This window comes from Micromonospora sp. Mcm103 (genome assembly GCF_024519755.1).
GTDB classification, from domain to species: domain Bacteria; phylum Actinomycetota; class Actinomycetes; order Mycobacteriales; family Micromonosporaceae; genus Micromonospora; species Micromonospora aurantiaca.
This window is the reverse complement of the sequence record NZ_JALJRJ010000001.1, coordinates 223,068-243,305: the sequence shown is the minus strand read 5'-3', so window position 1 is coordinate 243,305 and position 20,238 is coordinate 223,068. Positions and strand designations below refer to the sequence as shown.

The 20,238-nt window shown below is 74.1% G+C and carries 21 protein-coding genes; 20 read left to right on the top strand and 1 reads right to left on the bottom strand.

The annotated features are described in order from the left end of the window. Positions 1-328 precede the first annotated feature (328 nt). The 8 genes from OC439_RS01155 to OC439_RS01120 are packed head-to-tail and all read left to right on the top strand — an operon-like array spanning position 329 to position 8,037. The gene (locus OC439_RS01155; RefSeq protein WP_262011753.1) at positions 329-676 is read left to right on the top strand and encodes a TcmI family type II polyketide cyclase; all 348 of its coding nucleotides are present in this window, start codon (positions 329-331) and stop codon (positions 674-676) included. Continuing rightward, entirely contained in the window at positions 673-2,394 is a 1,722-nt protein-coding gene (locus tag OC439_RS01150; protein ID WP_262011752.1) for an acetyl-CoA carboxylase carboxyltransferase subunit alpha, read from the top strand. The genes OC439_RS01155 and OC439_RS01150 overlap by 4 nt, the downstream gene beginning before the upstream one ends. After that, complete coding sequence (accB, locus tag OC439_RS01145; RefSeq protein ID WP_262011751.1) at positions 2,394-2,879, top strand: acetyl-CoA carboxylase biotin carboxyl carrier protein; 486 nt, start codon at positions 2,394-2,396, stop codon at positions 2,877-2,879. Before OC439_RS01150 ends, accB begins: the two co-directional genes overlap by 1 nt. Next, on the top strand, positions 2,879-4,414 hold the full coding sequence (locus tag OC439_RS01140; RefSeq protein ID WP_262011750.1) for an acetyl/propionyl/methylcrotonyl-CoA carboxylase subunit alpha: 1,536 nt from the start codon (positions 2,879-2,881) through the stop codon (positions 4,412-4,414). The genes accB and OC439_RS01140 overlap by 1 nt, the downstream gene beginning before the upstream one ends. Beyond that, a complete protein-coding gene (locus tag OC439_RS01135) occupies positions 4,411-5,118 on the top strand; it encodes an SRPBCC family protein (protein ID WP_262011749.1) in 708 nt (235 codons plus the stop codon). The genes OC439_RS01140 and OC439_RS01135 overlap by 4 nt, the downstream gene beginning before the upstream one ends. After that, positions 5,115-5,525, top strand: coding sequence for a cupin domain-containing protein (locus tag OC439_RS01130; RefSeq protein ID WP_262011748.1), 411 nt, complete (start codon positions 5,115-5,117; stop codon positions 5,523-5,525). The genes OC439_RS01135 and OC439_RS01130 overlap by 4 nt, the downstream gene beginning before the upstream one ends. Beyond that, entirely contained in the window at positions 5,522-6,793 is a 1,272-nt protein-coding gene (locus OC439_RS01125) for a beta-ketoacyl-[acyl-carrier-protein] synthase family protein (RefSeq protein WP_262011747.1), read from the top strand. Before OC439_RS01130 ends, OC439_RS01125 begins: the two co-directional genes overlap by 4 nt. Further along, on the top strand, positions 6,790-8,037 hold the full coding sequence (locus OC439_RS01120; protein WP_262011746.1) for a beta-ketoacyl synthase N-terminal-like domain-containing protein: 1,248 nt from the start codon (positions 6,790-6,792) through the stop codon (positions 8,035-8,037). The genes OC439_RS01125 and OC439_RS01120 overlap by 4 nt, the downstream gene beginning before the upstream one ends. A gap of 3 nt (positions 8,038-8,040) precedes the next feature. Here OC439_RS01120 and OC439_RS01115 read toward each other — a convergent pair whose 3' ends face one another. Beyond that, on the bottom strand, positions 8,041-8,529 hold the full coding sequence (locus OC439_RS01115; RefSeq protein ID WP_402806772.1) for a GNAT family N-acetyltransferase: 489 nt from the start codon (positions 8,527-8,529) through the stop codon (positions 8,041-8,043). 204 nt (positions 8,530-8,733) lie between these two features. On the opposite strand from OC439_RS01115, the gene OC439_RS01110 reads away from it, so the two are divergent. The 12 genes from OC439_RS01110 to OC439_RS01055 all read left to right on the top strand — a co-directional run bounded on the left by OC439_RS01110 (position 8,734) and on the right by OC439_RS01055 (position 20,238). Continuing rightward, complete coding sequence (locus OC439_RS01110; protein ID WP_262011744.1) at positions 8,734-10,131, top strand: class I adenylate-forming enzyme family protein; 1,398 nt, start codon at positions 8,734-8,736, stop codon at positions 10,129-10,131. A 180-nt stretch (positions 10,132-10,311) separates the two neighbouring features. Further along, positions 10,312-10,575 carry an acyl carrier protein gene (locus OC439_RS01105; protein WP_262011743.1) on the top strand — a complete coding sequence of 88 codons (264 nt, stop codon included), beginning with the start codon at positions 10,312-10,314 and terminating at the stop codon, positions 10,573-10,575. Continuing rightward, positions 10,575-10,820, top strand: a complete 246-nt coding sequence (locus OC439_RS01100) for a hypothetical protein (RefSeq protein ID WP_013286638.1) — start codon at positions 10,575-10,577, stop codon at positions 10,818-10,820. The genes OC439_RS01105 and OC439_RS01100 overlap by 1 nt, the downstream gene beginning before the upstream one ends. After that, complete coding sequence (locus OC439_RS01095) at positions 10,813-11,943, top strand: beta-ketoacyl-[acyl-carrier-protein] synthase family protein (protein WP_262011742.1); 1,131 nt, start codon at positions 10,813-10,815, stop codon at positions 11,941-11,943. The genes OC439_RS01100 and OC439_RS01095 overlap by 8 nt, the downstream gene beginning before the upstream one ends. Positions 11,944-12,047: 104 nt before the next feature. Next, entirely contained in the window at positions 12,048-12,548 is a 501-nt protein-coding gene (locus tag OC439_RS01090; protein ID WP_262011741.1) for a hypothetical protein, read from the top strand. Continuing rightward, on the top strand, positions 12,545-14,164 hold the full coding sequence (locus OC439_RS01085; RefSeq protein ID WP_262011740.1) for a class I adenylate-forming enzyme family protein: 1,620 nt from the start codon (positions 12,545-12,547) through the stop codon (positions 14,162-14,164). Before OC439_RS01090 ends, OC439_RS01085 begins: the two co-directional genes overlap by 4 nt. After that, positions 14,161-15,423, top strand: coding sequence for a beta-ketoacyl-[acyl-carrier-protein] synthase family protein (locus tag OC439_RS01080; RefSeq protein ID WP_262011739.1), 1,263 nt, complete (start codon positions 14,161-14,163; stop codon positions 15,421-15,423). Before OC439_RS01085 ends, OC439_RS01080 begins: the two co-directional genes overlap by 4 nt. 60 nt (positions 15,424-15,483) lie before the next feature. Beyond that, positions 15,484-16,584 (top strand): 4-hydroxyphenylpyruvate dioxygenase, encoded by a 1,101-nt coding sequence (gene hppD, locus OC439_RS01075; protein WP_262011738.1) that lies wholly within the window; start codon positions 15,484-15,486, stop codon positions 16,582-16,584. After that, on the top strand, positions 16,581-17,504 hold the full coding sequence (locus OC439_RS01070; protein WP_262011737.1) for a phytanoyl-CoA dioxygenase family protein: 924 nt from the start codon (positions 16,581-16,583) through the stop codon (positions 17,502-17,504). Before hppD ends, OC439_RS01070 begins: the two co-directional genes overlap by 4 nt. A 2-nt stretch (positions 17,505-17,506) precedes the next feature. Further along, positions 17,507-18,304: a DUF3050 domain-containing protein gene (locus OC439_RS01065; RefSeq protein ID WP_262011736.1), complete on the top strand. Its 798-nt coding sequence runs from the start codon at positions 17,507-17,509 to the stop codon at positions 18,302-18,304. Continuing rightward, positions 18,301-19,272, top strand: coding sequence for a thiamine pyrophosphate-dependent dehydrogenase E1 component subunit alpha (locus OC439_RS01060; RefSeq protein ID WP_262011735.1), 972 nt, complete (start codon positions 18,301-18,303; stop codon positions 19,270-19,272). The genes OC439_RS01065 and OC439_RS01060 overlap by 4 nt, the downstream gene beginning before the upstream one ends. Next, on the top strand, positions 19,273-20,238 hold the full coding sequence (locus tag OC439_RS01055) for an alpha-ketoacid dehydrogenase subunit beta (protein WP_262011734.1): 966 nt from the start codon (positions 19,273-19,275) through the stop codon (positions 20,236-20,238).

The window sequence follows — 20,238 nt, the reverse complement described above, 5'->3', positions numbered from 1 at the left end:
TCCGCCACGGTCGGGAACCTCTGCCGTGGCCGGGCTGACCGAGACGCAGAATATCAACGCCTGTTACTCTCAGTCAACGGTCGGTCGGTCACCTGACTGTCCGTAGTGGGCTTGGTAATACGCCCGTGATCTGCGAAGAAGTGTCGTCACCCGAAAATCGGAGAGCGATCTTCCCATAGCTCGTGCACAGCTTGCGTCAACGCAGCGTCACCATGTTTGTGGCGCGATGGGGCCCGGTTGACGCCCGGTAGACGCCTCCGGCGCGACCGTGTGGCAATCCGTGCGGCGCGACCGGTTCGCCGCGCACCGGGACGTGCAGGAGGCGCGAATGGACCGTTCGCTCATCATCGCCAAGGTGGTGCCGACGGCCGAGGACCGGGTGGCCGAGATCTTCGCCGAGTCCGACGCGACCGAGCTGCCCGGCCTGGTCGGGGTCCGGCACCGCTCGCTGTACCGGCTGCACGACCTCTACGTCCATCTGCTGGAGACGGAGACGCCCGCGCAGGGCGCGGTGGAGGACAACCGCGGGCATCCGGAGTTCATCCGGATCAGCGAGCGGCTGCGGCCGTACGTCTCGCCGTACCTGCCGACCTGGCGGTCGCCGCGCGACGCGATGGCGCACTGCTTCTACCGCTACGACGCGCCGGCCCACGACACCGCCGGGCGGCCACGGTGACCACGACCGCCCCGCGCGACGAGCAGCTCTGGTCGAGGTGCGACGGGTGCGCGTCGCTGCTCTACCGCAAGCGGCTGCGCCGCAACCTGGACGTCTGTCCGGAGTGCGGCTCGCACGCGCGGCTGGACGCGCCGGACCGGGTGGCGCAGCTGGCCGACCCGGACTCGTTCGTCCCGCTGCCGGACCGGGCGGTACGCGTCGACCCGATCGAGTTCGTCGACGAGCTGCCGTACCCGCACCGGCTCGGCGCGGCCCGCGCGACGACCGGCCTGGACGAGGCGGTGCTCTGCGGCACCGCCCGGCTGGGCGGGCACCCGGTCGCGCTGGCGGTGATGGACTTCCGCTTCCTCGGCGGCAGCCTCGGCTGCGCGGTCGGTGAGCTGATCACCCGGACCGCCGAGCGGGCGCTCGCCGACGGGATGCCGCTGGTGCTGGTTACCGCGTCGGGCGGGGCGCGGATGCAGGAGGGCGCGCTGTCGCTGATGCAGATGGCCACCGTCAGCCAGGCCGTCGCGGGGATGCGGGAGGCGGGCCTGCTCACTGTCAGCGTGGTCACCGACCCGACGTACGGCGGGGTGGCCGCCTCCTTCGCCACCAACACCGACCTGGTGCTGGCCGAGAGCGGCGCCCGGCTGGGCTTCGCCGGGCCCCGGGTGATCCGCCAGGTCACCGGCGCCACGCTGCCGGAGGGCTTCCAGACCGCGGAGTACCTGCTGCGGCACGGCCAGGTGGACATGGTGGTGCCCCGGCACGCGCTGCGGGGCCGGCTCGCGGCGCTGCTCGCCGCCGCCGAGGCGGGCCGCCGCGCCCCGGAGAACCCGCCCGCGCCGCGCCCGCCGGCCACCGCGCCCACAGCGACCGCGCGTCCGGACCGCGACCCCTGGGAGACGGTACGCACGGCGCGGCACCCGGGCCGGCCGACCACACTGGACTACCTGGAGACCGCGTTCGACGGGTTCGTGGAGTTGCACGGCGACCGGCTCGGCGCGGACTGCCCGGCTGTCGTCGGCGGCATCGCCCGCCTGGACGGACGGCCGGTGATGGTGATCGGTCACCAGAAGGGGCACACCACCGCCGAGCTGGTGACCCGCAACTTCGGCATGGCCAGCCCGGCCGGGCACCGCAAGGCGCTGCGGCTGATGCGTCTCGCGGCGCGGCTGCGGCTGCCGGTGGTGACGCTCGTGGACACGCCCGGCGCGGACCCGGGGGTTAGCGCCGAGCAGCAGGGTCAGGCGGCGGCGATCGCGGAGAACATCCTCGCGCTCACCGTGCTGCCCACGCCGGTGGTGGCGGTGGTCACCGGGGAGGGCGGCAGCGGCGGCGCGCTCGCACTCGCGGTCGCCGACCGGGTGCTCATGCTGGAACACGCCGTCTACTCGGTGATCAGCCCGGAGGGCTGCGCCGCGATCCTCTGGCCGGACAGCTCGGCCGCCCCGCAGGCGGCCCGCGCGCTGCGGCTCACCGGCGCCGACCTGTGCCGCCTCGGCGTCGTCGACGAGCTGGTGCCGGAGCCGCGCCCGGCCGCCCACGCCGACCCGGGCGGCGCGGCCGAGCTGCTGCGCCGGGCGGTCGCGGCGAACCTCGCGCCGCTGCTCACCGTCCCTCCGGCCACGCTGGTCCGCCGCCGCCGGCAGCGGTTCCGCCGCTTCGGCGCGGCCCGCTCGGCCGCCGGCCCGTCCCCGGCCTCGCCGCCGGGTGACCGGGCGGAGGTGGCGTGATGGCGGACGCCGAGTCCGAGCAGGTGCTCGACGGGCTGCGCCGGCAGGCCCGCAAGCTCGTCGCCGACCTGGCCGGGCCGGTACGCCGGGTGCGGCTGCGCAGCGGCGAGTCGGTGCTGGAGGTCGAGTGGCACGACCCGGCGGCGCCGGCGCAGCGCACCGCCGACCCGGCCGAGGCGCTCTCCGCCCGGGCCGCCGAACCCGCCGCGCGTACGGCGCCGGTGACCGACCGGCCGGCCGTGCGCTCACCGGTGGTCGGCACGTTCTACCGCGCCCCCGAACCCGGCGCGATGCCGTTCGTCGCGGTCGGCGACATGGTCCGCCCGGGCCAGGTGGTCGGCATCGTCGAGGCCATGAAGCTGATGAACGAGGTGACCGCCGGCCAGGCCGGACGGGTGGTCGAGGTGCTGGTCGACGACGGCAAGCCCGTCGAGTACGACCAGCCGCTGATCGCCCTGGAACCGGTCACCGGACGGGACTCCTGATGTTCGACAAGGTGCTGATCGCCAACCGGGGCGAGATCGCGCTGCGGGTGCTGCGCGCCTGCCGGGAACTCGGCGTGCGCACGGTGATGGTGCACTCCAGCGCCGACGCCGACTCGCTGCCGGTACGGCTCGCCGACGAGGCGGTACGGATCGGCCCGGCGGCCAGCCGCCGCAGCTACCTGAACGCGGCGGCGATCGTGGAGGCCGCCCGGCAGACCGGCGCGCAGGCGGTCCACCCCGGCTACGGCTTCCTGTCCGAGGACGCCGACTTCGCCGAGATCTGCGCCGAGAACGGCCTGGTCTTCGTCGGCCCGCCGCCGCAGGTGATGGCCGCGCTCGCGGACAAGTCCACGGCCCGCGCGCTGATGAGCAAGGCCGGGCTGCCGTTGCCGCCGGGCAGCGTCCGGACGCTGCCCACCGTCGGCGAGGCGCAGGAGGTGGCCGCCGAAGTGGGCTATCCGGTGATCGTGAAGGCCGCGGCGGGCGGGGGCGGGCGCGGCATGACTGTGGTGCGCTCGGCGGCCGAGCTGCCCCGCGCGTACGCCCGGACCCGCGCCGCCGCCCAGGTCGCGTTCGGCGACGACCGGGTGTACGTCGAGCGGTACCTCGCCGACGCCCGCCACGTCGAGGTGCAGGTGCTCTGCGACGGCCACGGCAACGGCGTGCACCTGGGCACCCGCGACTGCTCGGTGCAGCGCCGGCACCAGAAGCTGATCGAGGAGGCGCCCGCGCCCGCGCTGCGGCAGGCCACCCTGGACACCGTCGCCGAGGTGGCGCTGCGCGGCGCGCTGTCGGTCGGCTTCACCGGCGCCGGGACCGTGGAGTTCCTGGTCGACGAGGCCGAACGCTGCCACTTCCTGGAGATCAACTGCCGGATCCAGGTGGAACACCCGGTCACCGAGATGGTCAGCGGCATCGACCTCGTGCAGGAACAGCTGCACGTGGCGTACGGCACGCCGCTGCGGCTGCGCCAGTCCGACGTACGCCTGGACGGCGTGGCGATCGAGTGCCGGGTCAACGTGGAGGACCCGGACCGCGACTTCGCGCCCGCGCCGGGCCGGCTGGACCGGTTTCGCCCACCGGGCGGCCCGTTCACCCGGGTCGACACCCACGGGCACGTCGGCTACCTGGTCAGCCCGCACTACGACTCGCTGCTGGCGAAGGTGGCGGTGTGGGCGCCGGACCGGGACGCCGCGCTGGACCGGCTCGACCGGGCGCTGGCCGAGTTCGACGTGGCCGGTCCCGGTGTGCGTACCACCATCCCGTTCGCCCGGCGGGTGCTGCGCGACCCGGCGTTCCGCGCCGCCCGGCACACCACCGCCCTGGTGGAACGCCTGCTCGCCCCGCCCGCCGACGACGCCCCGCCCGCCGGTGACGTCCCGCCCGCCGGTGACGTCCCGCCCGCCGGTGACGGCCCACCGGCCGAGGCGGCGCGGGCCGTCGTGCCCGATCCGCGCGGCGCTGCCGAGCCGGGCGGCCGTACCCCCGTCAGCGCCGTGCCCGGCGCCGGCCCGACCACCTGGAGGAAACGATGACCGTCGCCCCCGACCGCCCGCTCGCCCGCGAGATCACCGACATCCTGGTCACGCACTGCGGCCTGGACCCGGACGCCGCCGCCGGCGCGCCCGCCGCGAGCCTGGAGGAACTGGGCATGGACTCGCTGGCCCTGCTCGAACTGTCAGCGGTGGTGGCCGACAGGTGGCGGGTGAAGATCCCCGAACAGGCCGGGCAGCTCAGCATCGCCGGCGTCGCCGACCTGGTGGCCCGCAAGGCGGACCCGCCCGGGCACACCGAGAACGCCGTGGAGATCGCCGCGCCGCTGCCGCTGGTCTGGGAGATCACCAACGACGTGGCCCGGTGGCCGGAGCTGTTCACCGAGTACGCGACCGCCGAGATCCTGCACCGCGACGGCGACACCGTGCGCTTCCGGCTCACCATGCACCCGGACTCCAACGGCGTGGCGTGGAGCTGGGTCAGCGAACGCACCGCCGACCCGGCCACCCGCGAGGTGCACGCGCGGCGCGTCGAGACCGGCCCGTTCGAGTACATGCGCATCCACTGGCGCTACGACGAGACGCCCGGCGGCACCCGGATGACCTGGACGCAGGACTTCGCGATGAAGCCCGACGCGCCCGTCGACAACGCCGGCATGACCGATCGGATCAACACCAACAGCACGATCCAGCTCGCCGTGATCAAGGAGAAGATCGAGCGGGCGCATGCGGGAGGCGCGCGATGACCGACACCACCACCGCCCGGGTCTCCGTCCACGACGTACCGGCCGACCGCCGCCGCGGCGGGGAACTGCGGGTGCTGCTCGGCCCGAAGACGGTCGGCAGCACCTCCGGATTCATGGGCGTCGCCACGCTCGCGCCGGGGGAGCGGATCGCCGAGCACTACCACCCGTACAGCGAGGAGTTCCTCTACGTCGCCCGCGGCGCGATCACCGTCGACCTGGACGACGTGCCGGTGCCGGTGGCCGCCGGGGAGGCGCTCTACGTACCCAAGGACGTGCGGCACCGGCTGCGCAACACCGGCGCCGAGCCCGCCGAGGTGGTGTTCCACCTCGGACCGCTCGCCCCCCGCCCGGAACTCGGCCACGTCGACACCGAGAGCGCGGCACCGCCGCCACGGGAGCCGTCGTGACCGGCCGGCGCACCGTGGTCACCGGCATCGGCGTCGTCGCACCCGGCGGCGCCACCCGGGACCGCTTCTGGAAGACGATCACCGAGGGACGCACCGCGACGCGGCGGATCAGCTTCTTCGACCCGTCGCCGTTCCGCTCGCAGATCGCCGCCGAGTGCGACTTCGACCCGGACGCCGCCGGGATCACGCTCGCCGAACGGCAGCGCGCCGACCGGTACGTGCAGTTCGCGCTCGCCTGCTCCGCCGAGGCGCTCGCGGACAGCGGCCTCACCCTCACCGACGCCCAGCGGGAACGCGCCGGGGTGGTTCTCGGCACCGCCGTCGGCGGGACCATGGCGCTGGAACAGGAGTACGTGCGGGTCAGCGACTCCGGCCGGCAGTGGCTGGTCGACCACGCGCTCGGCGGGCCGTACCTCTATCAGGCGCTGGTGCCCAGCAGCCTGGCCGCCGACGTGGCCTGCCGGCACGGCCTGCACGGCCCGGCGCAGGTGATCTCCACCGGTTGCACCTCGGGCATCGACGCCATCGGGTACGCCCACCAGCTCGTCGCCGACGGCGAGGCCGACGTGGTGCTGGCCGGCGCGGCCGACTCGCCGATCTCCCCGGTGACCGTCGCCTCGTTCGACGCGATCGGCGCGACCAGCCCGGACAACGACGATCCGGAGCACGCCTCCCGGCCGTTCGACGCCGACCGGCACGGGTTCGTCCTCGCCGAGGGGGCGGCGGTGCTGGTGCTGGAGGAGGCCGAGCACGCCCGCCGCCGGGGCGCGCACGTCTACTGCGAGGTCGCCGGGTACGCCAGCCGCAGCAACGGCTTCCACATGACCGGGCTGCGCCCGGACGGCGCGGAGATGGCGGTGGCGATCAGCGACGCGCTGCGGCAGGCCCGGCTCGCCCCGACGGCCGTGTCGTACGTCAGCGCGCACGGCTCCGGCACCCGGCAGAACGACAGGCACGAGACTGCGGCGTTCAAGCGGGCGCTGGGGGAGACGGCGTACCGGGTGCCGATCAGCTCGATCAAGTCGATGGTCGGTCACTCGCTGGGCGCCATCGGCTCGATCGAGATGGCCGCCTGCGCGCTCGCCATCGAGTACGGCGTGGTCCCGCCGACGGCGAACTGGACCACCCGCGACCCGGAGTGCGACCTGGACTACGTGCCGAACGAGGCCCGGGAGGTGCCGGTGGACGTGGCGTTGTCGGTGGGCAGCGGGTTCGGCGGCTTCCAGTCGGCGATGGTGTTCCGCCGGCTCGCGGTGACGGCACCGTGACCGCGCGTGCCGTGGTGACGGGCATCGGCGTGGTCGCGCCCAGCGGGATCGGCGCCGAGGCGCACTGGAACACCGTGCTCGCCGGCACCCGGCGCACCGGGCCGATCACGCTGTTCGACCCGGAGCGCTACCCGACCCGGGTGGCCGGGGAGGTGGCCGGCTTCGACCCGGCCGGGTTCAGCGACACCCGGCAGCGGGTGCAGACCGACAGGTGGACCCACCTCGGCTTCGCCGCCACCAAGCTGGCGCTCGCCGACGCCGGACTGCCCGAGGTGTCGCCCGACCCGTACCAGTGGGCGGTCACGCTCGCCAGTTCCTCCGGCGGCAACCTGTTCGGGCAGCGGGAACTGCAACGGCTCTGGGGCGGGCCGAGCCGCACAGTCGGGGCGTACCAGTCGATCGCCTGGTTCTACGCCGCGAGCGTGGGGCAGCTGTCGATCCGCCACCAGTTCAAGGGACCGTCCGGGGTGACCGTGTCCGAGTCGGCCGGCGGGCTGGACAGCCTGGCGCACGCGGTGCGCACCATCCGCCGGGGCACACCGGTGGTGATCGCCGGGGCGACCGAGTGCCCGCTGAGCCCGTACGCGCTGGCCTGCCAGCTCCGCTCCGGCCTGCTCAGCGACGTGTCCGACCCGGAGCGGGCGTACCGGCCGTTCGACGTCGCGGCCAGCGGGTACGTGCCGGCCGAGGGCGGCGCGGTCTTCGTGGTGGAGGAACTCGGCCACGCGCTGGCCCGGGGCGCCCGCGTCTACGGGGAGATCACCGGCTGGGCCGCCACCCACGACGCCGCGCCCACCGACCCGGCCACCGGACCCGACCCGGCCCACTACGCCCGCGCGCTGCGGCTGGCACTGGAGCGCGCCGGGGTACGCCCGCACGACGTGGACGTGATCTGGCCGGACGCGCTCGGGGTGCCCGCGTACGACCGGGCCGAGGCGGCGGCGCTGCGTACCGTGTTCGGCGACCGGACCCCGCCGGTGACCACGCAGAAGCCGCTGACCGGCCGGGCCCACCAGGGCGGGTCCGCGCTGGACGCGGCCACCGCGCTGCTGGCGTTCCGCCGTGGGATGCTGCCCGCCTCGGCCGGCCCGGACGAGCCGGCGCCCGGCTGCGAGCTGACGTTCCTGCGGCAGCCCCGCCCGCCGCGCAGCCGGATCGCGCTGGTCGGCGCGCGCGGTTTCGACGGATTCAACAGCGCGCTGGTGCTGCGCGGCGCCGCGCCCCCACCGGCCGGCGAACGCTGACCGTCACGACGGCCGGGCCAGGTAAGCGGTCTTGGCGTCGCCGGAGAACCCACAGGCCAGATAGAAGGCGTGGGTCGCGGGCGAGCGCGACCCGGTCATGAGCATCGCCTTGTAGCAGCCCGCGTCCCAGGCGGCCCGCAGCGTGCCGGCCATGATCTGCCTGCCCAGGCCGGTGCCGCGCCGCGACTCGTCGACCACCACGTTCTCGATCACCGCGTACGGCGACGCCGACCGGCTCAGGTTGGGGATGACGTTGAGGTACGTGGTGGCGACGACCGCGCCGTCCAGGTCGAGCACGAACAGGTGCAGCCCCTCGGTGGCCAGGATCCGCGCGAAGGCCCGTTCGTCGGAGCCGTCGCTCAGGTGCGGGTCGTCCGGGTTCAGCTGCCGGTAGAGGCGGATGAGCTGCGGGAAGTCCTCGGGCCGGGCGGTACGGAACATACCGGGAGCGTAGTCGCCGGCCGTCCGCGTGGGAGCCCGCGCGCACAGCATCCGGCGGCCGGCGGACTACCTTGCCGGCGTGGCCTCGATCCTGCCTGTCCGATCGAGCCTGAGCAATCCACCCAGCCGCTGTTTTGGATCTAGCCATTTGCATCTGGCGATGCGGAAGAGGGCCGTCGTAGGGTTCCGCCATACCCCGAACGACGTACCCGCTGGGCGGATCCGCCCAGTTCCTCAGTGGAACGGTGGCTGGTCGTGACTGCACATCCCGTGGCGGAAGATCCTGCCTCGACGACGGTGAACTGGGTGGACGACATCCTGTTCACCGGCCGCGACACCGACGTCTGCCTGCGCCTGCCCGAACCGGTCGACAAGGGCACGCTGCGCCGGCTCGTCGGCGAGGCGCAGGACCGGCTCGCCGGGGCCGGGCTGCGCGCCGGAGGCGCCGCCGCGCTGCGCCTGCCGCCCTCGCTGGCGTACGTGGCGCACCTGCTCGCCACCTGGCGTACCGGCGCCCAGGCGGTGCTGCTCGACCACCGGCTCACCGACCACGAGGTCGACCAGGCGCTGCGCCGGCTCAGCCCGCAGGTGGTGGTCGCACCGGTCCGCTCCGGCGGCGGCGCGCTGCGGATCTTCGTCGACGTCACCGCCGGGGTCACCGCGTACTCCGACCGCCCGGCGGGCAGCCCGCACGCGGTGATCCAGCTCAGCTCCGGCTCCACCGGGCCGTCCAAGGTGATCGGCCGTACCGCCGCCGACCTGATCGGCGAGGTGCACCGCTACACCCGCATCGACGGCGTCGCGCTGCCCGGTGAGCGGATCATCCTGCTGCCCAGCATGGTGCACGTGCTCGGCCTGGTCGGCGGCCTGCTCTACGGGCTGCACGCCGGCGTCGAACTGTGCCCGCCGGAACGGCTCAGCGGCGACGCGATCCTCGCCGCCGTCGCCGCCCAGGACACCCCGGCCACGGTGCTCGGCGTCCCGTTCCACATCGGTCTGCTCGCCTCCACCACACCGGCCGGGCCGCTGCCGCAGCTCAAGCGCATGACCACCGGCGGCGAGCTGGTGTCCGCCGCCGTGGCGAACGCGTTCACCGACCGCTACGGCGTGCCGCTGGGCAACATGTACGGGATGACCGAGGTCGGCGTCATCGGCACCGACCTGTACGGGCGGCACCGTCCCGCCATCGCGCCCGCCCCCGGCATCGAGGTGCGGGAGCGCGACGGCGAGCTGTGGGTGAGCTGCCCGGACAACCCGTACGTCGGACTGGCCGACCCGACCCGGTGGGCCGACGGCTGGCTGCACACCCGCGACGCCGGCGTGGTCGACCCGGGCACCGGTCTGGTCACCATCAAGGGCCGGCTGGACTCGCAGGTGTCGGTGGGCGGCCTGAAGGTCGACCTGACCGAGGTGGAGGCCACGATCGCCGGGCTGCCCGGCGTCGTCGCCGCGGTGGTGGTCTGGGACGACGGCATCACCGCGTACGTCCAGACCGACGGCTCACTGACCGAGGACACGCTGGACAAGCTGATCGCCGAGCGGCTGGCCGGCTTCAAGCGGCCCCGCACCCTGCGGCTGCTCGACCAGATGCCCCGCACCACCACCGGGAAGCTGGTCCGGTCCGTGCTGGCGCTGCGGGACGCGGCGTCGTGACCGGCCCGCTGTACGAGCCGCACACCCACCGGACGCCCGCCGGGCGTCCCGTGCACCCCGATTCCCGCCCCGGACCGGCCGGGCAACGCGCCACCCGCGCGCCCGACCCCGCCGGTTCCCACGCACACGGTGTCCCGACCGGGCACCGTCAGCCGGTACACGGAGAAGAGGTCTGAACCCATGCGAGACGAGGTCCGCACCTTCGTCGTCGAACAGCTCGCCGACATGAACTACGACGTGGAGGAGCTCGACGACGACACCACGCTCGGCCCCTCCGGCATCGACCTGGAGTCGCTGGCCCTGGCCGACCTGGCGGTCCGCGTCGAGGACCGGTACGGCCTGAAGTTCGCCGACGACGAGTCGGAGAAGATGGCGCTGATGACGGTCGGCGAGTTCACCACGATGGTCGCCGACCGGGTGGCCGCGAACAGCGACAAGTCCTGATGTCCGGTCAGCCCGACCTGGGGCGAGCTGACCTGGTGAGCATGCTCGCCGAACTGACCGCGAAACCCGCCGACCAGGTGCCGGACCGGCTCGGCTCGATGGAGCTGGCCTGGCTCGTGCACATGGTCGAGCAGCGCTACGACCGCCGGCTGGACCTGAGCGACGACGAACTCGCCGGCATCCGCACCGTCGACGACGCGCTCGCGGTGTTCCGTGGCTCGCTGACCGCTCCCGCAGATGGCTGAGCGGGAGACCGTACGGATCACCGGCACGTACGCGCTCAGCGCCCTCGGCAGGGGCGCCGACGCGCTGCTGGCCGGGGTGCTCACCGGCACCCCGGCGTTCGCGCCGGTGCGCCGTTTCGACACCTCCGGCCGCCGGGTGACGGTGGCGGCCACAGTGCCGGGCGTCGGCACGCTCGCCGGCGAGCTGGCCGACGCGATCGACACCGCCGTCCGGACCGCCGGACTGGACCGGGCCGGGCGGGCGGAGTCGGCCCTGTTCCTGGCCACCCACGGCGGGCCGTACTCGCTGCCCGTACCGGCGGGGTGGGTCGAGCCGACGGTGCCGGCACTGGCCGGTCACCTGGCCGCGCGGTGCGGCCTGGGCGGGCGGACCCGGATCTACACCACCGCCTGCGTGTCGGCGAGCAGCGCGGTCGCCGACGCGGCGGCGCTGATCCGCCGGGGCGACCTGGAACGGGTCGTGGTCGCGGCCGGTTACCTGGTCGAACCGGACCAGTACGCGCTGTTCGACGCCGGGCGGGCGCTCGCCGCCGACGGCGCGGTACGCCCGTTCAGCGCCGGCCGCAAGGGCCTGCTGCTGGGCGACGGGGTGGCCGCCGTGGTGCTGGAGTCGGCCTCCGCTGCCGCCCGGCGCGGTGCCGAGACGCTGGCGAGCGTGGCCGGGTGGGGCCGGGCGGGGGACGCGTACCACCCGTGCCAGCCGCACCCGGACGGGCTCGGGCTGGCCCGGGCGGTCGAGGCGGCGCTGCGCCGCAGCGGGCTGCCACCGGACGCGATCGGCTACGTCAACGCCAACGCCACCGGCACCCCGTTCAGCGACGCCTCCGAGGCGGCGGCGCTGGTCCGGGTGTTCGGCGAGGACGCCGGGCGGCTGCCGGTCAGCTCCACGAAGTCGGTGCACGGGCACGCGCTGGAGGCGTCCGGGCTGCTGGAACTGCTGGTCACCGTGCTGGCCCTGCGGCACGGCAAGCTGCCGGTCACCGCCGGCTGGCTCGGCCCCGACCCGCAGTGCCCGCTGGACGTCATCCGCGACGCCCCGCGCCCCGCGCGCACCGCGCACGCCCTGACCCTCAACGCCGCCTTCGGCGGCGCCAACACGGCCCTCCTGGTGAGCGCCTCATGACCGCCTCCGTGCCTAGCCCTCCGCGATCTTGCACTTCCGGCCCCGGCGAATCGGGCACAACGCCCGCCGAGGGGGCACCAACCGCAAGATCGCGCGCAGGGGTGGTGGTGCTCGCGGAGGCGCGGTGGCCCGAGGACGGGGATGAGGGTGCGGGGCCTGCCGGGGTGGCGGGGTTCGTGCACTCGCCGTTCCATCCGCTGGTGGCGGCGGTGGCGCAGCGGTGCCTCGCGCGGCGGTACGGCGACGGGCCGCTGCCGCCGGGCAACCGCACCGCCGTGGTGCTGGTCAGCGCCGGTGGGGACACCGCCGGGGCGGCGCACGTCCGCGCCACTGTGGACGCGGGCGGGCGGATCGGGCCGCTGTTCTTCTTCCAGTCGGTGCCGAACAGCGTGGCCGGGCACGTCGCGGCGCGCTGGGGACTGGACGGCCCGGTGGTGTGCCTGAGCCCGACCGGCGACCCTCGGGCCGACGGGGAGGCGGAAGCGGACCTGCTGCTGTACGACGGCGACGCCGCACAGGCGTTGCTGATCCTGATCGAACTGGCACCGGACGGTACGCCGGGCGAGGCGACCGCGGTGCTGCTGGGGGAGGGAACACGTCAATGAGGACGAAGGGACTGCGCGGCGCGCTCGCGGCCGACGCGGAACTGGGCGCGGGCAACGTGCTCGCCCGGGTGCTGGCCCACGGCGCCGACCCGGACGGGCCGGGACTCACGTTCGACACCGAGATCGACGGCCACCCGGCCGAGACCCCGCTGACCCTGGGCCGGCTCGACCGGATGGTCGCCGCCCGGGCGGCCTGGCTGCACGAACAGGGGGTGAAACCACGCGACCCGGTCGCGGTCTGGGCCGGCACGGCCGCCGACATGGTGCTGTCGTTCCTGGCGCTGACCCGCCTCGGCGCCATCCCGGCGCTGATGAACGGCAGGCTGCGCCCCGAGATCGCCGCCGAGTACATCCGCCGGCTGCGCGCCGCCGGGGTGCTCGCCGACGCCGCGCACGCGCAGGCGCTGGCCGGGCACGACCTGGGCGCCCCGATGATCGGCGAACCCGCGCAGGCGGGCACCGGCGACCCGGACGCGGCACCGGCGCACTACCGGCACCACCCGGACGACCCGATCGTCATCACCCACACCTCCGGCACCACAGGCGTGCCGAAGGCGGTGCTGCACTCGCACGCCAGCCTGTTCGCCGCCACCCGCCACCTGCTGTCCATGCCGCAGGCGCAGGGCACCACACGCATCCTCAACGCGCTGCCCGCCCCGCACACCGCCACCGTGCTCATGGTCAACCAGGCCCTCGGCAACCGGGCGGAGATGTTCCTGCTCTCCGAGCAGGGCGGCGAACGGGTGCTCGACGCGATCCAGCGCTGGCGCCCGGACGGCGTGTTCGGCTTCTCCGTCACCTGGGCCGAGCTGGCCCGCTTCGACCTGTCCGGCTACGACCTGGACTCGGTGCGGCTGTGGTTCAACACCGGCGACTGCTCGCACGAGCCGCACGTACGGCGGCTGGTCGCCGTCGGCTCCCGGGACGTGATGACCCGCGAGGGTGTGACCCGGGTACCCGGGTCGGTGTTCATCGACGGGCTCGGCTCCAGCGAGATGGGCCACTCGATGTTCCACATCACCCACACCGTCGACACCGACCGGTACGGCCGCTGCGTCGGCCGCCCGTACCGGTTCACCAAGGTCGCCGTGCTCGACGCCGAGGGCAACGAACTGCCGGCCGGGCAGGTCGGCTGGCTCGGCATCGACTCGCCGTCGCTGTTCCGCGGCTACTGGAACGACTCGGTCACCACGTACCGGTTCCGGCTGCGGGGCTGGTACCTCACCGGCGACCTGGTGTACGCCGACGACGACGGCCGCTACTACCACCTGGACCGGGCGGTCGACTCGGTCGAGGCAGGCGACGGGAAGCGGTTCTTCACCGCGCTGTCCGAGGAACGCATCCTCGCCGCCAGCCCCGACGTCACCGACTGCACAGTGGTGATAGTCAAGGCGGACGACGGCACGGTCACCACCGACGTGCTGCTGGAACTGGCCGCCGGCGCCGACCCGGACGCGGACCGCGCCGAGCGGATCCGTACCGCGCTCGGCCCGGACGTGGCCGCCACGCTGCGCCGGATCGTCCCGGTACGCGCCGACGACATCCCGGTCACCGTCACCGGCAAGGTCCGCAAGGTGGCGCTGCGCGAGCGCTACCTGACCGAGGCGCCGTCGTGACCGCCGTCATCACCGGCATGGGCCTGTTCACCCCGGCCGGGCGCGGCGCGGCGGACACGTTCGACGCCCTCCTCACCGGCCGGTCCGGGCTGCGCCGCCCGCCCGAGGGACACCCGGCGGCGGGCAGCCTGGAGGTGGCCGGGGTGCTGCCGGACATCGACCCGCGCAGCGTCGCCTCCGGACCGGAGACGAAGGTGCTCGACCGGGTGGTGCTGCTCGCCCTGATCACCGCCGCCGAGGCGCTCGCCGACGCCGGCATCGAGGTGGGGCGCGACGTCGACCCGGAGCGCATCGCGGTGATCGTCGGCGGTGTGGGCGGCATGTCCACCCTGGAGGGTCAGGTTCTGGCGCGGGCCGCCCGGGGCCGGGCGGCGGTCAGCCCGTACCTGCTCACCGGCATCCTGCCGAACATGCCCTCGGCGCGGATCGCCATCGCGCACGGCATCCGCGGCTACAGCTCGTCGGTCGGCACGGCCTGCGCCTCCGGCGCCCAGGCGGTCGCCGACGGGGTACGCCTCATCCGCTCCGGCGAGGCCGACGTGGTGGTGTGCGGGGCGAGCGAGGCGCCGCTGTTCGGCACGTTCGCCGACACGTTCGGCAACGCCCGGGCGCTGGCCCGGGGCTGGGACGAACCCACCGAGGCGAGCCGCCCGTTCGACAAGCGGCGCAACGGTTTCGTCCTGGCCGAGGGCGCGGCGCTGCTGGTGCTGGAGCGCGCCGGGCACGCCGACGGCCGGGGTGTGCGCGGCTACGCCGAGGTCGCCGGTTTCGGGGCGAACACCGACGCGTACCACCCGACCGCGCCCCGGCCGGACGGCGCCGGCGCGGCGGCCTGCATGCGCCGGGCCCTCGCGGCAGGCGGGGTCGAGCCCGCCGACGTCGGGTACGTCAACGCGCACGGCACCGGCACCAAGCTCGGTGACGTCGCCGAGACGATCGCGCTGGCCGAGGTGTTCGGCACCGGCGGTGTGCCGGTCAGCTCCACCAAGGCGCTCACCGGGCACCTGCTCGGCGCGTCAGGGGTGCTGGAGGCCGCCGCCACCGCGCTGGCGCTCGACAGTGGCCTGCTGCCACCCACCTACCACCTGGACGACCCGGACCCGGAGTGCGAGGCGGACCACGTCCGCGCCGTGCCCCGGCCCACCCGGGCCGGCCACGCGCTGACGAACTCGTTCGGGTTCGGCGGCCAGAACGTCAGTCTGCTCCTGCGCCGGCTCTCCGGGCCGGCCCGCCGGGCCGCCACCCCGGCCGCCGGCTGACCGGACTCCAGTCCCGGGCGTCCGTCCGGGTCGCGATCACGGGGGGAACAGGGGAAGCCCATGACCATCAACGGGATAGATCATCTCGAACTGTACGTGGGGGACGCCCGGCAGGCGGCCTTCTACTTCGACAACGCCGTCGGTTTCCGGCTGTGCGGGCAGGGCGGTCCGGAGACCGGGCTGGACGGGCAGCGGTCACTGCTGCTGGCCCAGGCCGGCATCCGGCTGCTGCTGACCACCGGACTGTCCGCGGAGCACCCGGCGGCCACGTACGTGCACCGGCACGGCGACGGCATCGCCGTGGTGGCGCTCGCCGTGGACGACGCCGCCGGGGCGTACGCGGAACTGGTGGACCGGGGCGCGACGGCGCTGAGCCCGCCGCGCACCTTCACCGGCGCGGACGCCGAGGTGGTGGTGGCCGAGGTCGGCGGCTTCGGCGACGTGGTGCACCGCCTCGTCGAGCGGCGCGGCGACGCGGGTGTGTTCCTGCCCGGCGCGATCGAGCCGGTGTCCGTGCCGGACGGCGCGGACACGCTGCTCGCCGAGGTGGACCACCTGGCGATCTGCGTGCCACCGGGGCAGCTCGGCGAGACCGTCGCGCACTACGAGAAGGTGTTCGGCTTCGCCGACATCTTCACCGAGCACATCGAGGTCGCCGGTCAGGCGATGAACTCCAAGGTGGTGCAGAGCCCGTCCGGGACCGTCACGTTCGTGCTGCTGGAGCCGGACACCGGCGCCCGGCCGGGGCAGATCGAGGACTTCCTGCGCTGGCACGCCGGCGCCGGGGTGCAGCACCTGGGTCTGCGTACCGACGACATCGTCACCGCCGTCGGCGCGCTCGCCGGGCGCGGGGTGCGGTTCGCCAGCACGCCCGGTGCCTACTACGACGGGCTGGAGCAGCGGGTCGGCCGGCTGGACGCGCCGGTGGACCGGCTGCGCGAGCTGAGCATCCTGGTCGACTCCGACCACGACGGGCAGCTGCTGCAGATCTTCACGGAGTCGATGCACGTGCGCCGCACGCTCTTCCTCGAACTCATCGAGCGGCGCGGGGCGCGCACCTTCGGCAGCGGCAACATCAAGGCGCTCTACGAAGCGAAGGAACGCGAGCTGGCCGCGGCGGGGGCGACCCCCGGCGTCGCGGCCGGAGGGGTAGGGGCATGACCACCATCGATCCCGGGCTGACCGCCGAGGAGGAGGCGCTGCTTCCCTCCGACGAGGACGTCCGGCACTACGCCGAGCACGGCTGGTACCTGTCGAAGAAGCTGCTCACCGACGACGAGGTGGACGAACTCGTCGCCGCCACCGACGGCTACTACGCCGGGGAACGTGACCGCCGCCTGCCGGTACGCCCGCCGAAGCTGGCCTACTGGGAGCCCTCCAAGGGTGACGTGCAGCGGCACAACGACTACGTCCACCACGAGCACGACGGCATCGCCCGCATCCTGCGCAAGCCGCTGATCGGTGCGGTCGCCGCCCGGCTGGCCCGCGCCGCCGAGATCCGGATCTTCCAGTCCACGCTGATCTGGAAGCCGCCGATCGCCGGTGAGCCGTCGAACATCGTGCCCTGGCACTTCGACAAGCACTACTGGGCGTCCTCGTCGTCGGAGAACATGCTCACCGCGTTCATCCCGTTCCACGACTGCGGCGAGGAGATGGGCACGATCACCATGGTCGACGGCTCCCACCGCTGGCGGGAGATCGGCGCCGACGACACGGTGGTCCGGCACTTCGCCGACCGGGACCGCGACCAGCTCGAGGTGATGCTCGCCGAGAACGCGGCGTACAACGGCGCGCAGATCCGCAAGATCCCCATGGTGATCCCCAAGGGACACATGAGTTTCCACCACTGCCGCACCTACCACGGCAGCGGTGCGAACGTCAGCGGGCGGCCCCGCCGGGCCATCTCGCTGCACCTGCAGGACGGCGACAACGCCTGGCGGGAGTATCCGCTCTCCGACGGCACGCTCGCCGCGTACAACCACGACGTGCTGGTCCGCCGCACCCACGAGGGCCGGCCGGACTACGCGGACCCCGATTACTGCCCGGTCATCTGGCGCGACCGCGCCCAGCAGGGAGGCTGACAATGTCACGGTACGACTGGGGTAAGACGCACCCGGGCATCGAGCGGCTGGAGCGGGCGGTGACCGAGCGCCGCGACGTGGTGGTCAAGCACCCCCTCTACGCCAACCTCGACACCCACGACGCGCTCGTCACGTTCATGGAGCACCACGTCTTCGCCGTCTGGGACTTCATGTCGCTGCTGAAGTCGCTGCAGCGGCAGCTCACCTGCGTCACGGTGCCGTGGATCCCGACCGGCCCGACCGGCAGCCGCCGCCTGATCAACGACATCGTCATGGTCGAGGAGAGCGACGAACTCGGCGACGGCTACATCAGCCACTTCGAGCTGTACGTGCAGGGCATGACCGAGGCCGGCGCCGACACCACGGCCGTCAACAAGCTCGTCGACCTGCTCCGCGACGGCACCCCGGTCACCGAGGCGCTCGGCGGCGCCGGCGTCCCCGCGGCGTCCGCCGCGTTCGCCGGCACCACCTGGCGGATCATCGAGACCACCCCGGTGCACTGCCAGGCCGCGGCGTTCGCGTTCGGCCGCGAGGACCTCATCCCGGAGATGTTCACCCAGGTCGTCGCCGTCAACGAACGCAGCAACCGGCTGAACAAGTTCGTCGACTACCTGGAGCGGCACATCGAGGTCGACGGCGAGCAGCACACCCCGATGGCCATGCAGATGCTGGCCGACCTGTGCGGCGACGACGACACCAAGTGGCAGGAGTGCGCCGACACGGTGAACGCCGCGCTGGCCGCCCGCGCCCGCCTCTGGGACGACATCCTCGCCGCCGTCAAGGAGGGCCGTCCGGCGTGACCGGCTCCGACCCGCTCCGGCTCTACCGGACGGTCCGGCTGATCCGCCGCTTCGAGGAACGCGCGATCGAGCTGGTCCGCGCCGGGGAGATCGTCGGCGGCATCCACCCGTACCTCGGTCAGGAGGGGATCGCCGCCGGCGTCTGCGCGGCGCTGTCCGCCGATGACCTGGTCACCGGCACCCACCGCGGGCACGGGCACGTGCTCGCGAAGGGCGCCGACCCGGCCCGGATGCTGGCCGAACTGTGCGGCCGGGTCACCGGGCTCAACCGGGGCCGGGGCGGGTCGATGCACGCCGCCGACTTCGGCGTCGGCGTCCTCGGCGCCAACGCCATCGTCGGAGCCGCCGGCGCGATCCTCACCGGAGCGGTGTGGGAACGCCGGCGGCGCGGCGCCGACATCGTCGGCGCCACCTTCTTCGGCGACGGCGCGGTGAACGAGGGCATGCTGCTGGAGGCGTTCAACCTGGCCGCGCTCTGGCGGATACCGGTGCTGTTCGTCTGCGAGAACAACGGCTACGCCACCACCATGCCGGTCGACGGCGCGGTCGCCGGCACCATCGCCGGGCGGGCCGCCGCGTTCGGCATGCCGGCGGCCGTCGTCGACGGGCAGGACCCCGAGGCGGTACGCGAGGTCACCGCCGCCGCCGTCGCGCGGATGCGTGCTGGCGGCGGCCCCGAGCTGATCGAGGCCCGCACCTACCGCTTCGACGCCCACCACACCTTCGAACATCAGGTACGCCTCGACTACCGGCCGCCGGAGGAGGTGGCCGAGGGCCGGTCCCGCGATCCGGTGGACATCGCCGGAGCACGGCTGGACCCGGCGGTACGCGCCGAGGTGGACGCCGCGGTCGAGGCGGAACTGGACGCCGCCGTCGACTTCGCGCTCGCCGGGCCGCACCCCGACCCGGCGACCGCCCTGGACCACCTGTACGCCAGCGGGCTCACCGCCCGGACCGGAGGTGGCTGAATGCCCCGGCTCTCCTACCGCAGGGCGCTCACCCGGGCCCTCGCCGACGAGATGGCCCGCGACGAGTCCGTAGTGGTGCTCGGCGAGGACATCCGGGTGGCCGCCGCGAACGTCACCACCGGCCTGCTGAAGAAGTTCGGCCCGGAACGGGTCCGCGACACGCCCCTGTCCGAGCAGGCGTTCACCAGCTTCGCCACCGGCGCGGCGCTGGCCGGGGCCCGCCCGGTGGTGGAGTTCCAGATCCCGTCGCTGCTGTTCCTGGTCTTCGAGCAGATCGTCAACCACGCGCACAAGTTCCCGCTGATGACCGGCGGCCAGTGCGCGGTGCCGGTCACCTACGTGGTGCCCGGCTCCGGCTCCCGCACCGGCTGGGCCGGGCAGCACTCCGACCACCCGTACGCGTTGTTCGCCCACGTCGGCGTGACCACAGTCGTACCGGCCACCCCGGCCGACGCGTACGGGCTGCTGGTCTCCGCGATCCGCTGCGACGACCCGGTGGTGGTCTTCGCCCCGGCCGGCGCCCTGGACCTGCGCGACGACGTGACCGACCCGGCGCCGGTGCCGCTGGGTCGCGGGATCGTCCGCCGCGCCGGCACCGACGTGACGGTGGTGGCGGTCGGGCACCTGGTGCACGACGCGCTCGCCGTCGCCGAGGAACTCGCCGGCCAGGCGTCGGTGGAGGTCTTCGACCCCCGCACGCTCTACCCGTTCGACTGGGACGGCCTCGTCGAGTCGGTGAGCCGCACCGGGCGGCTTGTCGTCGTCGACGACGGCAACCGCTCCTGCGGCATCGCCGGGGAGATCATCGCCACGGTGGTCGAGCGGGTCCGGCTGGCCGCGCCACCCCGCCGCGTGACCCGCCCCGACGGCGCGGTGCTGCCCTTCGCGCCCGCCCTCGACCGGGCCGTGCAACCCGGCCGCGACCAGCTCACCGCCGCCATCCAACTGACCCTCAAGGACGGATGA

Bases quoted from the DNA above. Each gene is read 5' to 3' on its own strand.
- accB (WP_262011751.1), top strand. From the start codon at position 2,394: ATGGCGGACGCCGAGTCCGAGCAGGTGCTCGACGGGCTGCGCCGGCAG.
- OC439_RS01085 (WP_262011740.1), top strand. From the start codon at position 12,545: ATGAGGACGAAGGGACTGCGCGGCGCGCTCGCGGCCGACGCGGAACTG.
- OC439_RS01135 (WP_262011749.1), top strand. From the start codon at position 4,411: ATGACCGTCGCCCCCGACCGCCCGCTCGCCCGCGAGATCACCGACATC.
- OC439_RS01055 (WP_262011734.1), top strand. From the start codon at position 19,273: ATGCCCCGGCTCTCCTACCGCAGGGCGCTCACCCGGGCCCTCGCCGAC.
- OC439_RS01105 (WP_262011743.1), top strand. From the start codon at position 10,312: ATGCGAGACGAGGTCCGCACCTTCGTCGTCGAACAGCTCGCCGACATG.
- OC439_RS01140 (WP_262011750.1), top strand. From the start codon at position 2,879: ATGTTCGACAAGGTGCTGATCGCCAACCGGGGCGAGATCGCGCTGCGG.
- OC439_RS01065 (WP_262011736.1), top strand. From the start codon at position 17,507: ATGTCACGGTACGACTGGGGTAAGACGCACCCGGGCATCGAGCGGCTG.
- OC439_RS01095 (WP_262011742.1), top strand. From the start codon at position 10,813: ATGGCTGAGCGGGAGACCGTACGGATCACCGGCACGTACGCGCTCAGC.
- OC439_RS01130 (WP_262011748.1), top strand. From the start codon at position 5,115: ATGACCGACACCACCACCGCCCGGGTCTCCGTCCACGACGTACCGGCC.
- hppD (WP_262011738.1), top strand. From the start codon at position 15,484: ATGACCATCAACGGGATAGATCATCTCGAACTGTACGTGGGGGACGCC.
- OC439_RS01115 (WP_402806772.1), bottom strand. From the start codon at position 8,529: ATGCTGTGCGCGCGGGCTCCCACGCGGACGGCCGGCGACTACGCTCCC.
- OC439_RS01155 (WP_262011753.1), top strand. From the start codon at position 329: ATGGACCGTTCGCTCATCATCGCCAAGGTGGTGCCGACGGCCGAGGAC.
- OC439_RS01100 (WP_013286638.1), top strand. From the start codon at position 10,575: ATGTCCGGTCAGCCCGACCTGGGGCGAGCTGACCTGGTGAGCATGCTC.
- OC439_RS01070 (WP_262011737.1), top strand. From the start codon at position 16,581: ATGACCACCATCGATCCCGGGCTGACCGCCGAGGAGGAGGCGCTGCTT.